We start from the raw sequence: 13,947 nt of genomic DNA, 5'->3' as shown, positions 1-13,947 counted from the left end.
AAGAGACAGGTGCCCCGAGCGCACCGGCCCGCAGCACGCCGCGCCGGGAAAGGGCCTCTTTCACCACGTCGCCGAAGTAGGCGTTCTCGGAGGTGTTGGCCACCTCGTGGGCGCATGCGTTGCCACAGCGGAACCGGCAGGTCAGCGCGGATCGGCCGCCTTTGTGGGGGGTGGAGAGCAACGGCAGGAGCCGCCTGCCCCCGTTCGGGTTCGCCACAGGTCCTCCAAGGGGTGTGCGGGGGTTACGGCCGGGAGGCTACGGTGACCGTCGAAACCTCAGGTGAACGACGATCTCCATCTCGATGAACGATTCCAGGGAGGACAATGGTGACGTGGCACGACGCAAGATGGACCCGGAATCGTTGAGATCGGCTCTCGACGCTCAACTCGTCGCCCTGGAGGAGCCGACCTACGACGGCCCGGCCTCGTCCCTGCCGGACGCGCTCGTGGCCGCCGTGCTGACCGCCTACGAGCGGGGGCTGCGTCCCGAGCGCGACGCGGGCCGGCTGGCGGTGCGCCACCTGCTCGACAAGCTGACCACCGCGGCCCCCGGCCGCACGGTCGAGGTGCGCGTGCCGCCGTACGCCGCCGTGCAGGCCGTCGCCGGGCCCCGCCACACGCGCGGCACGCCGCCCAACGTGGTCGAGATGGACGGCCACACCTGGATCGCGCTCGCGCTGGGCCGGATGACGTGGGACGAGGCCGTGGCCAAGGGCGCGGTCTCGGCCAGCGGATCCCGCGCCGACCTGTCGGATTACCTGCCGCTCTAGCGGCGGCTGCCGTTCATCCAGGGGAAACGTTCCTGGAAGCACTGGTCCGCCTGCGCGGTCGGCAGGTGGGCGCAGTCCTGCACCACGTTCCAGAACCAGATCGCCACGATCGCGAAGAGCACCAGCGACAGGATGCTGATCACGATGCCGGCGATGGCGCGGCCCTTGCCGACGTGCTTGGCCAGCGCCACGCAGCCGAAGATGATCGACAGGATGGCCGTGATCAGGCCCGTGAAGCAGACGAACACCAGGAACGGGCTGGCCACGCCGAGCACGAGCGAGGCGGTGGCCAGGCCGCTGCCGGGCTGCGACGGCGGGTATCCCCCTCCGGGCGGGCCGTAGGGCGATCCCGGCGGCGGGTAGCCGGGCGGGCCGCCGTACGGGCTGGAGGGCGTCGTGCCGGGCACGATCGGGCCCTGGTCGTGCGGCGCGGCCCCGTACGGGCCGGGGTACGGCGGCGCTCCGGGCACATGCCCTTCCTCCGGCCGCGCCTCTTCCCCGGGCCGTTCCTCGGGGCCGCCCGGGCCTTGCCTGCCCTGCTCCGGCCGCTCACCAGGCGCGGCCGGCCCGCCGGGCGCCGCGAACCCCGGGTGCCCGGGCTCCTCGGCGGGCTCCGCGGGCTGCTCGAAACGCGACGGCGGCGGCTTCGGCGGCTCCTCGAAGCGCGACGGCGGCTTCGCGGGTTCCTCGAAACGCGACGGCTCCGCGGGCTCCGCGAAGCCCGGCTGCTCCGGGCGCGCCGGGCCGCCCTCCTCGGGCGGGGCGCTCTCCCACCCCGGGTACGGCGGGGTCCCGCCGGGCACCCGGAACACCTGCGTACGCTCCGCGTCGCCCTCGGCGGGCTCGGGGACCTCAGGCGCGGTGGGCAGGTCGGGGTGACGCGGCTCGTGCGCGGGCGGAACGTCGGGCCGGGGCTCGTGCGCGGGCGGAACGTCCGGCCGGGGCTCGTGCGTGGGCGGCACGTCGGGCCGGGGCACCACGGGCGGCTCAGGGGCGATCGGCTCCTCTTCACGCGCCGGCCCCTCACCCTCACGTGACGGTTCCTCAGGCGCGCCCTCACGCGACGGCTCCTCCTGACCTCCCCCGCGCGACTGCTCCCCACCACCCTCGCCGGACGGCTGCTCGCCCGCGCCGGAGTGTCGTCCCGCCTCGGAACCCGGGACGGGGCCTGGCGCGGCGCCGCCGGTCGGGCCGGCGCCGGGCGGGCCGCCCGCGGACCACTCCTCCGGCGTCTCGTCCCCGCCGGTGGGCCCCTTCTCATAGGGCAGCGGCTCGGGAGGCCGCGGTCCCTCCGGAGCCGTCTCCTCCTCCGGAGCACGCTCCGATGCCCCCTGCCCAGGCCGGCCCTCGGAAGGACGGTCGGTCTCGGGGCGATCCTGCCGCCCCGGGCGGGGCTCGTGCTCGTTCGGGTCCCCAGGTGTGGTCACGTCTGCGTCTCCCGACGGGTCTGCATGCCGGATACTTCACCCTTTCGCGGATGGCGTCCGTTAAACCGCACGACACGGTAAGGAGCCGCTCATTCTTGGGTCACCGCGCGCCAAAACACCAGGCGACCGGCAGGATGAGGGCATGCTGGACGAGACCCTGACGTACGCGTTGATCAAGGTCGTCAAGACGCACCGCAACCGGTTCGCCGCCGCGCTGGTCCCGCTCGGGCTGCACGCGGGGCAGGAGATGCTCCTCAACCAGTTGTGGAAGGAGGACGGCCTGACCCAGGGCGAGCTGATCGCCCGCCTGGGAGTCGAGCCCCCGACCGTCACCAAGACCCTCCAGCGCCTGGAACGCGCGGGCCTCCTCCACCGCACCCCCGACCCCGTACGCCCGCGCGTGAGCAGGGTGCGGCTCACCGACGCGGGCAAGGCGCTGCGCGGGCCGGTCGAGGACATCTGGAACCGCCTGGAGGAGGAGCTGCTGCAGGGTTTCACCCCTGAGGAGCGCGCCCTGCTCGCCCGACTCGTCCACGCCATGCCGTTTTCACCGCGAGCGAACCAGCCTTGCCAGCACGACACCGACTCGACTTAGCTGGCTAATTAGTCGGCTAATCAAGGAGTCACGCACATGCACGTCCTCATCACCGGCGGCTCGTCCGGCATCGGCAAGGCCACCGCGTTCGCGTACGCCGAGACCGGCGCGCGCGTCACCATCACCTACAACATGGGCGCCGACCGCGCGGCCGAGGTCGTCGAGCGCATCCGGGCCGGCGGCGGCCAGGCCGCGGCCGTCCACCTCGACCTGGAGGACCACGCCACCATCGCGCCCGCGGTGGCCGCGGCCGGCCCGGTGGACGCCCTCGTGGCCAACGCCGTCCGCTGGGGCACGATCCTTCCGGGCGGTCTCGCGTTCAAGGACGTGCCCGCCTCCGAGTGGGCGGCCGCCCTGCACGCCAACGTGACAGGCAACGCCCTGCTCGTCCAGCAGGTGCTCCCCGGGATGCGGCGCAGGGGGTTCGGCAGGATCGTGTTCGTCTCCTCGGGCATCGCCGAGGAGGGCGTGCCGGGCCCGGGCGTGTACGGCACGGCGAAGATGGCCCTGCACGGCATGGCCCGCGCCCTCGCCTGGGAGGCCGGCCGCGACGGCATCCTCGTCAACGTGGCCGTCGCCGGGCTGACCGTCACCGACGCGGCCCGCCCGATCCCCCAGGAGGCCCTCGACCTGCTCGCCGCCCGCACGCCCTCCCGCCGGTTGTCCACGGCCGGCGACATGGCGGCCCTCGTCCTCTTCCTCGGCTCGGCGGCCAACCGCAACCTCACCGGAGAGATCGTCCGCGACGGCTCGAACGCCGGCAGGTCCGCTCACGCACTGTGACGGCCGCCCCGGGTGTACGAGCACGGAAACGGGCGACCTAGACTGAGGCATGTGCTGAAGGGCGACGGCCGGCTCGGCCATGACCTGGACCCCCACGACCGCGCACCCAAAGACGCCTGTGGCGTCTTCGGCGTCTGGGCTCCGGGCGAGGAAGTTTCCAAACTCACCTACTACGGGCTGTACGCGTTGCAGCACCGCGGCCAGGAGTCCGCGGGCATCGCGGTCAGCGAGGGGAGCCGCATTCTCGTCTACAAGGACATGGGCCTCGTCGCCCAGGTCTTCGACGAGTCGGTGCTCGGCACGCTGCGCGGACACCTGTCCATCGGCCACTGCCGCTACTCCACCACCGGATCCAGCGTGTGGGAGAACGCCCAGCCGACCCTGAGCTCCACCGAGGACGGCGGGCTCGCGCTGGCCCACAACGGCAACCTCATCAACACCCCTGAGCTGGCTGAGCGCCTGGCTCCGGGCACCATCCGCGCCACCACCGACACCGAGGTCCTCACCACGCTTCTCGCGCAGGACCGCACGCGTTCCATCGAGGACTCCGCCGCCGAGCTGCTTCCCCAGGTCAAGGGCGCCTACTCGCTGGTGTTCATGGACGAGAAGACGCTCTACGCCGCCCGCGACCCGCAGGGCATCCGCCCGCTGGTCCTGGGCCGGCTGGAGCGCGGCTGGGTGGTGGCCTCGGAGACGGCCGCGCTCGACATCGTGGGCGCCACGTTCGTCCGCGAGATCGAGCCGGGCGAGATGCTCACCATCGACGAGCGCGGCGTGCGCTCGCGCCGCTTCGCCCTCGCCGACCCCAAGGGCTGCCTGTTCGAGTACGTCTACCTCGCGCGCCCCGACACCACCATCGCCGGGCGCGGCGTCCAGGTCACCCGGGTGGAGGTCGGCCGCGTGCTGGCCCGCGAGCACCCGGTCGAGGCCGACCTGGTCATCCCCACGCCCGAGTCCGGCACGCCCGCCGCCGTGGGCTACGCCGAGGAGAGCGGCATCCCGTACGGCCAGGGCCTGGTGAAGAACTCCTACGTCGGCCGCACGTTCATCCAGCCGTCGCAGACCATCCGCCAGCTCGGCATCCGGCTCAAGCTCAACCCGCTGCGCGAGGTCGTGGCGGGCAAGCGCCTGGTGGTCGTGGACGACTCGATCGTGCGCGGCAACACCCAGCGCGCGATCGTCAAGATGCTCCGCGAGGCGGGCGCCCGCGAGGTCCACGTCCGCATCTCCTCGCCGCCGGTGGCCTGGCCGTGCTTCTACGGCATCGACTTCGCCACCCGCGCCGAGCTGATCGCCGGCTCGCTGTCGGTCGAGGAGATCCGCGCCTCGCTGGGCGCCGACAGCCTCGGCTACATCTCCCTGGAGGGCCTGACCCAGGCCACCACCCTCCCGGCCGAGCGGCTCTGCCGCGCCTGCTTCACCGGCGAATACCCGATCCCGATCGACCAGGACAACGTCGGCAAGTTCGTGTTGGAGAGCAAGGCGTGAGTACATACGAGGCCGCGGGGGTCGACATCGAGGCCGGCGAGCGTGCCGTCGACCTGATGAAGGACAAGGTGGCGCGCTCGCGCCGCCCCGAGGTCGTCGACGACGCCAGCGGCTTCGCCGGCCTGTTCGACGCCTCGGCGCTGTTGCGCTTCCAGCGCCCGCTGCTGGCCACCTCGACCGACGGCGTCGGCACCAAGGTCATGATCGCCCAGCGGTACGGCAAGCACGACACGATCGGCATCGACCTGGTCGGCATGGTCCTCGACGACCTGGTGGTCTGCGGGGCCGAGCCGCTGTTCATGACCGACTACATCGCCTGCGGCAAGGTGGTGCCCGAGCGCATCGCCGAGATCGTCGGCGGGGTCGCCGAGGGCTGCCGCCTGGCCGGGGCCGCGCTGGTCGGCGGCGAGACGGCCGAGCACCCCGGCGCGATGGGCCTCGACGAATACGACCTGGCGGGCGCCGGCACCGGCGTGGTCGAGGCGTCGGCCATGCTCGGGCCCGATCGGGTGGCCGAGGGCGACGTCGTGCTGGGGCTGGCCTCCTCCGGCGTCCACTCCAACGGCTACTCCCTGGTGCGCCACGTGCTGCGCGAGGCGTCGTTGTCGCTCGACGCGGTGCTGCCCGAGCTGGGCCGGCCGCTCGGCGAGGAGCTGCTGGAGCCGACGCGGATCTACTCGCTCGCCTGCCTGGAGCTGGCCCGCGCGGTCGAGGTGCACGCCTACGCCCACATCACCGGCGGCGGCATCGAGGGCAACCTGTCGCGGTCGCTGCCCGCCCATCTCGACGCGGTGCTCGACCGCTCGTCGTGGACGCCGCCCGCGATCTTCGAGGTGCTCGCCGGGCACGGGAAGATCGCCCAGCGCGACATGGACCGTACGTTCAACCTCGGGGTGGGGATGGCGGCCGTGGTCGCGCCCGGCGCGGCCGACGAGGCCGTACGGGTGCTCGCGGCGCACGGGATGCCCGCCTGGGTGATGGGCGAGATCGTCGCCGGCACGGGTCAGGCCCGCTACCGCTGACCGCGGGCAGCAGAAAAAGGCCCCACCACGTGACGAAAGCCCCACGGTTTCCCGTGGGGCCCGACGAAATGTGATCAGGATCCCGGCGACTCACGTCGCCGGGCCCCTCTCACGTCACCCAGAAGAACGACTACCGGCGGCCGGAAGGACGGCTGTCGTCGTCGTCTCCGGCGCCGTAGTCATCGGCGTAATCGGCATAGCGATCCGCCAGCTCATCGTTGAGGTCGTCGGCGTCGTCACTGCGGCTGGAGTCTCCGACCCCGAGTTCGTCGCGAAGACGGTCAAGATCCGTGCCACCGCTGTTGTACTTCAGCTGGCGAGCAACCTTGACCTGCTTGGCCTTTGCTCGGCCGCGCCCCATTGGCTCGACCCCCTCGTGTGGGGTCGTCCCCGACCCCTCGTCGCTAACGCACCACACACTGACGCCGCCTGACTCTGGGCGTCAGCCTATCGTTCGCCTATTACCGTACCTGTTTTGTGCCCAGCTCGGTACGTCGTATGGGCGCGGGGCGTCAGCGGCCCAGCCAAATGGCCCGAATACGCCCGACTTCCGACATTCTGCGCTCCGCCAGCCTATCTGCTGCGACCGCGGGAGGTACGCCCTCCTCGGCGGCGATTTCGAAGATCTTCAGAGTCGTGTCGTAGATCTGGGCCGCCTTCGACCTGGCGCGCTCCATGTCGAAACCGCGGATCTCGTCGGCGACCTGGATCACACCACCGGAGTTGACGACGTAGTCGGGCGCGTACAGGATGCCGCGGTCCTCCAGCTGCTTCTCCACACCGAGGTGGGCCAGCTGGTTGTTGGCGGCGCCGCAGACGATCTTCGCCCGGAGCTCGGCCACCGTGTCGTCGTCGAGCGCGCCGCCCAGCGCGCAGGGGGCGAAGACGTCGATGTCGGCGGTCACCAGAGCACGGGCGTCGGCGACGACGTCCACCTCGGGGTGGCGCTGGCGCACCCGCTCGACGGCCCGCTCGCTCACGTCGCAGACCACGACCTCGGCGCCGTCCTCGCGCAGCAGGTCGACCAGGCGATGGCCGACCTTGCCGACGCCCTCCACCCCCACCCTCCTGCCGTGCAGCGACGGGGTGCCGAAGACCCGCTCGGCCGAGGCCCGCATGCCCTGGAACACCCCGAACGCCGTGAGGATCGACGAGTCGCCGGCCCCGCCGTTGGCGACGGTGCGCCCGGTCACGAAACGCGACTCACGGGCGACGATGTCCATGTCCTCGCTGTAGGTGCCCACGTCGCACGCGGTGATGTAGCGCCCGCCGAGCGACTCGACGAACCTGCCGTACGCCCGCAGCAGCGGCTCGCTCTTGTCGCGGGCCGGGTCGCCGATGATGACGGCCTTGCCGCCGCCGAGGTCGAGGCCCGCCAGCGCGTTCTTGTAGGACATGCCCTTGGCCAGGTTGAGCACGTCGGCCAGGGCCGCCTGCTCGCTGTCGTACGGATAGAACCGCGTGCCCCCCAGGGCCGGGCCCAGCGCCGTGTTGTGGATGGCGATGATGGCACGCAGGCCGCTCTGCTCGTCGGCGCAGAAGACGACCTGCTCGTGGACGTCCTTGTGGGACGTGCCGAAGACGTCGGTCACTGTGGTGACTCCCTGTCCGGTCCGCCGCCCCTTCGCGGCGGAGATCCCTCCCAGAGTAGTGACGGCGCGACGGTGCACGCAGGGTCGCTTCGTGACACGATGCCTCCGTGCTGCCCTATGCCGCCTACCTCCGTGTCTATGAGCCGCTGACCGCGTTCGCCGAGCCCGAGCGCAAGGCGTGGGCCGACTACGCCGACTCACGCGACCGCCCGCGACGCGCGAACGCGCTCAACGCGGAGCATGGCGAGTCCGTCATGCGCCTGCTCGGCATGCCCCCTGAACCCGTTCCCGCCCAGGAGAGCCCCAACGCCTATCTACGGCGTGTCGAGGACCGTCTGTACGTATGTCCTTGGCAGACCCGGTTGCGCTCGTGGCTGGCGTTCTCACGGCTTCGTGGCACCACGCCCGTGAAGGTGATGGACCACCTCGTGCCGAAGGCGATCGCCGAGCAGACGGCCGACGACTTCGACCGCTACAAGCGGCGGGCGGGCTCGGGCGCGCTGCGCACCCACATCCGCACGACGGCCTGGCACGTGCCGGCCTCGTGGTTCGTGCCGTTCGACGGCAACGAGCGCTGGCTGGTGCTCGGCTCGGCCAACCCGGGCCAGGACGTCACGACGACCACGGGGCGCAACCTCATCTATGTCACGTCCATGGCGCAGGCCAGGAGGCGGGCGGCGCGGGCGCTCAGCGTGCTGCGCCGGCACCTGGGCGACACCTCGGCCCCCCTCGACGTAGAGGACGTCGCGCGGTGGCTGGAGGAGTTCCACCCGCACTCGCTGGTCGAGCTCGACTACGGCGGGCTCGTCCACCTGATGGACGACGACGCGCTGCAGGCCGACCAGTCGGTGGCGGAGCTCTCCGCCGCTCTGACGGGGCTGGACACGGGTCAAGAAGAACTTGCCTACGCCATGTACCAGAGAGTCATCCTGCGGTGGAAGTCAATGCAACTGCTGGAATCTGCCAACTGAACCCCAATACGGGTGTCTGACCTGCATGAGTAGGTCACGTTCCGCGGCTGCTCTCTTCTGCGAACTGAGTAGTTTGCCGTTTTCACTGCGATACCACGAACCGTGTCGCTAGAATCACCGAGCGTGACATGGCCACGGGGGCGGGCAGTTGGGTCAAAGAAGGGCTCGCCAATCGCTCAGCGTGGCGGTATGGTCACATCGGGTGATGCCGCATATGGCTCAGAAAAGCCGCACGCTCTGTGCCATAGGGGGACATCCGTGACACGCGCAAAGGCAGTCACAGGATCGCTAAGCCGGTCCACACGGAGGAGAGGCCGCACAAATGTCAGCTCGTACACCCGAGGCCGAGCCACTGCTCACGCCCGCTGAGGTCGCGACCATGTTCAGGGTCGACCCCAAGACCGTTACGCGGTGGGCCAAGGCGGGCAAGTTGACGTCGATTCGCACCCTCGGCGGTCATCGGCGTTACCGGGAGACCGAGGTTCGCGCGCTGCTCGCGGGGATCCCGCAGCAGCGCTCCGAGTAACGGGAACGTCGTCACGGACCTCAGGGGGGTTCAGTCGGTGGACCTGGCCGGCGTTGGAGGCCCGGTCCACCACTCGTGACGACACGACGTCGCGACGGAAGTTGGCGCCGCCCGCCCGGCGCCACTCTTCTCCGCTTCACGAGCCCGCGAGGGAGCTGCCGTCGTCTGGAGGGGCGGCGGGAGCGCAGCGACCAGAGCGGGGGAAGACGGCGGCATTCAAGGCGACCGAGCCCGCCTCGCGGAGCGAGGCCATCAGTAGAGCTCGATCAGACCGGCTGCGTCGCCGTCGTGGGCGGCGGCGACGCCCAGCAGCGCGACCATGTGGTCGACCAGCATCCTCTCGAGTGTCGAGCGGTCGATGTCGCGGTGCTCCAGCCAGTCGAGCCCGGCCGCCTCCACTGAGGCGACCCACGACCGCAGAGTCGTGCGCAGCACAGGGCCCGGCTCCTCGACGCCCATCTGTTTCTGCACGAGAGCGAAAAGCCGGCGGCGCACGCCGTCGACGATCTCTCCCACCTCGCCCGTCCTGCCGGCGGGGCCGCCGCGCAGCAGCGCCGCGAAGCCCGCCGCGTGCTCCTCGACGAAGTCGAAGTAGCGCCCGAGCCCGAAGGCCAGCTCGTCGAGCGCCCTGCCGCCTCCCTGCGGCTGCAGCCGCGCCTCCAGTTGCCGCGCCGCGCTGCGCAGCGCGGCCACGTAGAGCTCCTGCTTGCCGCCGAAGTAGTGGTAGACCAGGGCGCGCGAGGCGCCCGCCGCCGAGGCCACGTCGTCGATGGAGACGTCTTCCACGTCGCGGGTGCCGAACAACTCCAGCGCCGCCGCCATGAGCTCTTCCCTGCGGCGGTCAACGCTGAGCCTGCGCCGCGCCGGCCGTGTGTTCCCGGCTGACTCCCCGCCTTTCACACCTGCACAGTAGCCGACCCCCCTCGGCCGAAATCCTCCGTCCCGTGACAAGAGTTACGCCAATCCGTTACGGAGGCCGTACCCTGCCGCGAAGTCGATCGTTTGGTGAGACAGGTGCCCATATCCGCATCGCGGGGGAGACACATGTCAGGACCGCCCGTCAACACATCCATCGCCGAACTGAGAGAGGTAGACGCACTGCCTCGGCCGAGACCGACCATCCGTAATGTCGCCGAACGAGCCGGCGTGTCCAAATCGCTCGTCTCTCTCGTGCTGCGCGGTTCCCCGCACGTGAGCGAGCACCGTCGCCAGGCCGTGCTGCAGGCAGCCCGCGAGCTCGGCTACCGGCCGAACGCGGTCGCCCGCAGCCTGGTCGAGGGACGTACGCATCTGGTGGGCGCGCTCGTCGCCGACCTGCACAATCCGTTCTACGCGGAGTTCCTCGACGGCCTCCAGGAGAGCCTGCACGGCGACGGACTGCGCATGCTCATCGGGAACAGCCAGTGGGACCCGGCGTTCGAGGACGAGGCCGTGGAGGCGTTCCTCGAGCTGAGGGTCGACGGCCTCGTGCTGCTCGGCATCGCGCCGACCAGCGAGACACTGGTCGAGGCGACCTCCTACACCCCCACCGTCGTGGTGGGGGAACGCGACACCCGGCTGGACGGCGTCGACATCGTGGTCGACGACGATCAACTCGGCGCCCGCATGGCCATCGACCACCTGGTCGAGCTGGGCCACAAGCGGATCGCCCACATCGAGAGCCGGCGCGCGTCGCGCTGCGAGGGTTACCTCGTGGCGATGCGCAGGCACGCGCTGGCGCCGTACATCATGGTGGAGGCCGCCGAGTCCGACGAGGACGGCGGCAGGGCGGCGGCGACGGCGCTGCTGACCCGCGACCCCAGGCCCACGGCGATCTTCGCCGCCAATGACGTGGTCGCGCTCGGCGTGCTCTCAGCCGCCAGCGAACTGGGCCTGCGCGTCCCCGAAGACCTCTCGGTGGTGGGGTACGACAACACGCACCTGTCGGCCTCGCACCACATCTCGCTCACCTCGGTCGACCAGCCCCGCCGCGCGATGGGCCGGTCGGCGGCCGCGCTGCTGAGCGACCGGATCGGAGACCCCGGCAAGGCCGCGCGCCTGCGGGAGATCCGGCCGGAGTTAGTCGTGCGACGGAGCACGGGGCCCGCCTAAGAGCGGCCCAAAGCTGGGTCAAGCCGTGTGGAGACACGGGCGTACGGCGGTTTACTCGTCAGGGTCATGCTAATTGTGGCCGGATTCGGTCCGGTCACGATCTGATCCGGGGGGAACAGTCATGCGTGATCCGGAACTGGTGTCCTGTGCCCAGCGCGCCGCAGCAGAGCTCGAGCGCGCCTGGGGGCACTGGCGGGCGGGCAGGGGCCGGGGCGCCGACGGCGGCGCCGAGTCGGTCGCCAGCTACGTCGCCCACTCGCTCGACCACCCGTGGGGCCGCCCCCGCGTCGTCCTCGGCCTCGACGCCGAGGACGCGCGGGAGCTGGCCGCCCTGCTCGAACGACAGGAGGTCGGCGAGCACGTCTGGTGAGGACGTGCCGGCGAGGATCGTACGCGCGCCGTACCGGCATAACCCGGGGCTCGACCGCCCGGCCTGCCGTAAGTTGGACGGTATGCGTGCTCTACCAGCCACGATCCTCGTCATCAGCGGCCTGATCGCCTCCGCGTGCGGCGGCGCCGGCACCGATGGCGCCACGGCAGGTCAGGCCGCCCCCGCGACGAGCGCGGGGCAGACCACCGCGGCCACGCCGGGCCCGGCCGAGGTGCCGGTGCCGGAGACGCCGGAGAAGGCCAAGCCGCTCGACGGCAAGATGGTCGTCATCGACCCGGGCCACAACGGCCGCAACTTCCGCGACCCGGCCGCGATCAACCGCCTGGTCGACGTGCTGACGCAGAAGAAGGCCTGCGACACGACCGGCACGTCCACCGACGACGGCTACAGCGAGGCCGCCTTCACCTGGGACGTCTCCACCCGGCTCCGCAAGATCCTGAAGAACCGGGGCGCCACGGTCAAGCTGACCCGCTCCGACAACGACGGCGTCGGGCCCTGCATCACCGAGCGGGCCGCGATCGGCAACGACGCCGACGCCGACGCCGCGATCTCCGTGCACGCCGACGGCGCGGCGCCGGCTGACCGCGGCTTCCACGTCATCATGCCGAAGAAGATCAACGGGCCGGTGGACAAGGTCGTGCGGGCCTCGAGCAAGCTGGGCGTGGCCGTGCGCGACGCCTTCCGCGAGGGCACGGGGCTGCCGTACTCCAACTACATCGGCAACAAGGCGCTCGACTACCGCAGCGACCTCGGCGGGCTCAACCTGTCGACGGTGCCGAAGGTCTTCATCGAGTGCGGCAACATGCGCAACGCCGCCGAGGCGGCCAAGTTCCGCGACCCGAAGTTCCGCCAGAAGATCGCTATGGCGCTGGCGAACGGATTGCAGCACTATCTCGAATCATGATTCCTCGTCCTGAGCTGCTTCACGACCTTTCCGCCTCCTACGTGCTGAGCTCCGGCGCGACGGTGTCCGGTGACCTGGTGGACGCCGTACGCCTCGCGCTGCCCTGGCTCGACCTGCGGCCCGGCGACTCCGGTGAGATCGACGTGCGCCGTGATCCGTCGCTGGGCGAGGAGGCGTACCGGCTGACGGTGGGGTCGCGCGGGGTGGAGATCGCAGCGGGCGGCCGGGCCGGGGCGTTCTACGCCGCGCAGTCGCTGCACCAGCTGCTGCCCGACGCCTCCTACCGGTTCTCGGCCGGCGCCTCGTGGGCCGTGCCGGGGGTGCGGATCGAGGACGCGCCCGCGTTCGCCTGGCGGGGGCTGCACCTCGACGTGGCGCGGCACTTCCTGCCCAAGCGGGAGGTGCTGCGCCTGATCGACCTGATGGCGGTGCACAAGCTCAACCGGCTCCACCTCCACCTGGTCGACGACCAGGGCTGGCGGGTGGAGAGCCGGGCCTACCCGCGGCTGCACGAGGTGGCCTCCCACCGCCCGCGTACGGTGACCAGCCACTACGGGGAGCCGGCCACGTACGACGACATCCCGCACGGCGGCCACTACAGCCTGGACGACCTGGCGGAGATCGCCGCGTACGCGCGCTCCCGCTGCGTCACGGTCGTGCCGGAGATCGACGTGCCGGGGCACGCGTCGGCGATCCTGGCGGCGTACCCGGAGTTCGGGGCGACCGGGGAGCGTCACGAGGTGCTCGACCGGTGGGGCATCTCCCCCGCGATCCTGTCGCCGCTGCCGCCGACGGTCGACTTCCTCCTCACGGTCTTCGACGAGCTGCTGGGCGCGCTGGGCGAGACGCCGTACGTGCACATCGGCGGCGACGAGGTGGTGCTCGACCACTGGGCGGCCGCGCCGGAGATCGGCGCGTACCGCGAGTCGCTGGGCCTGGCGACGGCCAACGACCTGCAGGCGTGGTTCCTGCGGCGGCTGGCGGACGCGCTGGCCGAGCGCGGCGCGCGGGCCGTGGTGTGGGACGAGGCGTTCGTCAGCGGCGGGCTGCGCCAGGACACGGTCGTCATGCCGTGGCGCGGCATGGGCGTGGGCCGGCGGGCGGCCGCGGCCGGGCACGACATCGTGGCGACACCGGTGTTCCCGCTCTACTTCGACTACGCCGAGTCCGGCTCGCCCGACGAGCCGATGGCCATCGGCGACACGACCACGGTGGACGACGTGGCCGCCTTCGACCCGGCGCCCGCCTCCTGGAGCGACGAGGAGCGGTCGCGGGTGCTGGGGGCGCAGGCGCAGCTGTGGAGCGAGCGGGTGCCCGACCCGAGGACGGTGGACTACCGGCTGTGGCCGAGGGCGTGCGCGCTCGCGGAGGTGGCGTGGGCGGGCCG

16 protein-coding genes are annotated in these 13,947 nt (G+C 71.4%); 11 read left to right on the top strand and 5 right to left on the bottom strand.

Features of this window, described 5'->3' with window-relative positions; genetic code table 11:
• A partial coding sequence (locus tag C1J01_RS51525; protein ID WP_146615866.1) for a hypothetical protein occupies positions 1-217 on the bottom strand: 217 nt, incomplete at its 3' end.
• Positions 218-347: 130 nt separating this feature from the next.
• Here C1J01_RS51525 and C1J01_RS37755 point away from each other — a divergent pair.
• Positions 348-770 (top strand): sterol carrier family protein, encoded by a 423-nt coding sequence (locus tag C1J01_RS37755; RefSeq protein ID WP_181449192.1) that lies wholly within the window; start codon positions 348-350, stop codon positions 768-770.
• Here C1J01_RS37755 and C1J01_RS37750 read toward each other — a convergent pair.
• Positions 767-2,197, bottom strand: coding sequence for a DUF4190 domain-containing protein (locus tag C1J01_RS37750; RefSeq protein ID WP_146615865.1), 1,431 nt, complete (start codon positions 2,195-2,197; stop codon positions 767-769). The two genes, C1J01_RS37755 and C1J01_RS37750, sit on opposite strands and share 4 nt — an antisense overlap.
• A 142-nt stretch (positions 2,198-2,339) precedes the next feature.
• Between C1J01_RS37750 and C1J01_RS37745 the strand changes: the two genes are divergently transcribed.
• The 4 genes from C1J01_RS37745 to purM are packed head-to-tail and all read left to right on the top strand — an operon-like array spanning position 2,340 to position 6,085.
• Positions 2,340-2,792 carry a MarR family winged helix-turn-helix transcriptional regulator gene (locus tag C1J01_RS37745; RefSeq protein WP_111183755.1) on the top strand — a complete coding sequence of 151 codons (453 nt, stop codon included), beginning with the start codon at positions 2,340-2,342 and terminating at the stop codon, positions 2,790-2,792.
• 36 nt (positions 2,793-2,828) lie between these two features.
• On the top strand, positions 2,829-3,575 hold the full coding sequence (locus C1J01_RS37740) for an SDR family NAD(P)-dependent oxidoreductase (RefSeq protein WP_111183754.1): 747 nt from the start codon (positions 2,829-2,831) through the stop codon (positions 3,573-3,575).
• A 51-nt stretch (positions 3,576-3,626) separates the two neighbouring features.
• Positions 3,627-5,063: an amidophosphoribosyltransferase gene (gene purF / locus C1J01_RS37735; protein WP_111183753.1), complete on the top strand. Its 1,437-nt coding sequence runs from the start codon at positions 3,627-3,629 to the stop codon at positions 5,061-5,063.
• Positions 5,060-6,085: a phosphoribosylformylglycinamidine cyclo-ligase gene (gene purM / locus C1J01_RS37730; RefSeq protein WP_111183752.1), complete on the top strand. Its 1,026-nt coding sequence runs from the start codon at positions 5,060-5,062 to the stop codon at positions 6,083-6,085. The genes purF and purM overlap by 4 nt, the downstream gene beginning before the upstream one ends.
• A 130-nt stretch (positions 6,086-6,215) precedes the next feature.
• Here purM and C1J01_RS37725 read toward each other — a convergent pair whose 3' ends face one another.
• Both C1J01_RS37725 and C1J01_RS37720 read right to left on the bottom strand, forming a co-directional pair.
• Positions 6,216-6,446 carry a DUF3073 domain-containing protein gene (locus tag C1J01_RS37725; RefSeq protein WP_111183760.1) on the bottom strand — a complete coding sequence of 77 codons (231 nt, stop codon included), beginning with the start codon at positions 6,444-6,446 and terminating at the stop codon, positions 6,216-6,218.
• A gap of 151 nt (positions 6,447-6,597) precedes the next feature.
• Entirely contained in the window at positions 6,598-7,677 is a 1,080-nt protein-coding gene (locus tag C1J01_RS37720; RefSeq protein ID WP_111183751.1) for a Leu/Phe/Val dehydrogenase, read from the bottom strand.
• Positions 7,678-7,784: 107 nt separating this feature from the next.
• Here C1J01_RS37720 and C1J01_RS37715 point away from each other — a divergent pair, with 107 nt between their 5' ends.
• Both C1J01_RS37715 and bldC read left to right on the top strand, forming a co-directional pair.
• Complete coding sequence (locus tag C1J01_RS37715; RefSeq protein ID WP_111183750.1) at positions 7,785-8,648, top strand: DUF8083 family protein; 864 nt, start codon at positions 7,785-7,787, stop codon at positions 8,646-8,648.
• Positions 8,649-8,970: 322 nt separating this feature from the next.
• Positions 8,971-9,174 (top strand): developmental transcriptional regulator BldC, encoded by a 204-nt coding sequence (bldC, locus tag C1J01_RS37710; RefSeq protein ID WP_013133571.1) that lies wholly within the window; start codon positions 8,971-8,973, stop codon positions 9,172-9,174.
• Between the two features lie 252 nt (positions 9,175-9,426).
• Here bldC and C1J01_RS37705 read toward each other — a convergent pair whose 3' ends face one another.
• A complete protein-coding gene (locus tag C1J01_RS37705) occupies positions 9,427-9,996 on the bottom strand; it encodes a TetR/AcrR family transcriptional regulator (protein WP_111183749.1) in 570 nt (189 codons plus the stop codon).
• A gap of 222 nt (positions 9,997-10,218) precedes the next feature.
• Here C1J01_RS37705 and C1J01_RS37700 point away from each other — a divergent pair, with 222 nt between their 5' ends.
• The 4 genes from C1J01_RS37700 to C1J01_RS37685 form a co-directional block, all read left to right on the top strand.
• Entirely contained in the window at positions 10,219-11,265 is a 1,047-nt protein-coding gene (locus C1J01_RS37700; RefSeq protein WP_438943171.1) for a LacI family DNA-binding transcriptional regulator, read from the top strand.
• Between the two features lie 121 nt (positions 11,266-11,386).
• Positions 11,387-11,635 (top strand): hypothetical protein, encoded by a 249-nt coding sequence (locus tag C1J01_RS37695; RefSeq protein ID WP_043621500.1) that lies wholly within the window; start codon positions 11,387-11,389, stop codon positions 11,633-11,635.
• A gap of 82 nt (positions 11,636-11,717) precedes the next feature.
• Positions 11,718-12,560, top strand: coding sequence for an N-acetylmuramoyl-L-alanine amidase (locus tag C1J01_RS37690; protein ID WP_111183748.1), 843 nt, complete (start codon positions 11,718-11,720; stop codon positions 12,558-12,560).
• A partial coding sequence (locus C1J01_RS37685; RefSeq protein WP_111183758.1) for a beta-N-acetylhexosaminidase occupies positions 12,557-13,947 on the top strand: 1,391 nt, incomplete at its 3' end. The genes C1J01_RS37690 and C1J01_RS37685, both read left to right, overlap by 4 nt.

This window comes from Nonomuraea aridisoli (genome assembly GCF_003236395.1).
Classification (GTDB): Bacteria; Actinomycetota; Actinomycetes; order Streptosporangiales; family Streptosporangiaceae; genus Nonomuraea; species Nonomuraea aridisoli.
Note: the sequence above shows the minus strand (reverse complement) of the source record. Positions and strands in the feature narration are given on the sequence as shown.

Bases quoted from the DNA above. Each gene is read 5' to 3' on its own strand.
- C1J01_RS37755 (WP_181449192.1), top strand. From the start codon at position 348: ATGGACCCGGAATCGTTGAGATCGGCTCTCGACGCTCAACTCGTCGCC.
- C1J01_RS37745 (WP_111183755.1), top strand. From the start codon at position 2,340: ATGCTGGACGAGACCCTGACGTACGCGTTGATCAAGGTCGTCAAGACG.
- C1J01_RS37740 (WP_111183754.1), top strand. From the start codon at position 2,829: ATGCACGTCCTCATCACCGGCGGCTCGTCCGGCATCGGCAAGGCCACC.
- C1J01_RS37725 (WP_111183760.1), bottom strand. From the start codon at position 6,446: ATGGGGCGCGGCCGAGCAAAGGCCAAGCAGGTCAAGGTTGCTCGCCAG.
- bldC (WP_013133571.1), top strand. From the start codon at position 8,971: ATGTCAGCTCGTACACCCGAGGCCGAGCCACTGCTCACGCCCGCTGAG.
- C1J01_RS37705 (WP_111183749.1), bottom strand. From the start codon at position 9,996: ATGGCGGCGGCGCTGGAGTTGTTCGGCACCCGCGACGTGGAAGACGTC.
- C1J01_RS37700 (WP_438943171.1), top strand. From the start codon at position 10,219: ATGTCAGGACCGCCCGTCAACACATCCATCGCCGAACTGAGAGAGGTA.
- C1J01_RS37695 (WP_043621500.1), top strand. From the start codon at position 11,387: ATGCGTGATCCGGAACTGGTGTCCTGTGCCCAGCGCGCCGCAGCAGAG.
- C1J01_RS37690 (WP_111183748.1), top strand. From the start codon at position 11,718: ATGCGTGCTCTACCAGCCACGATCCTCGTCATCAGCGGCCTGATCGCC.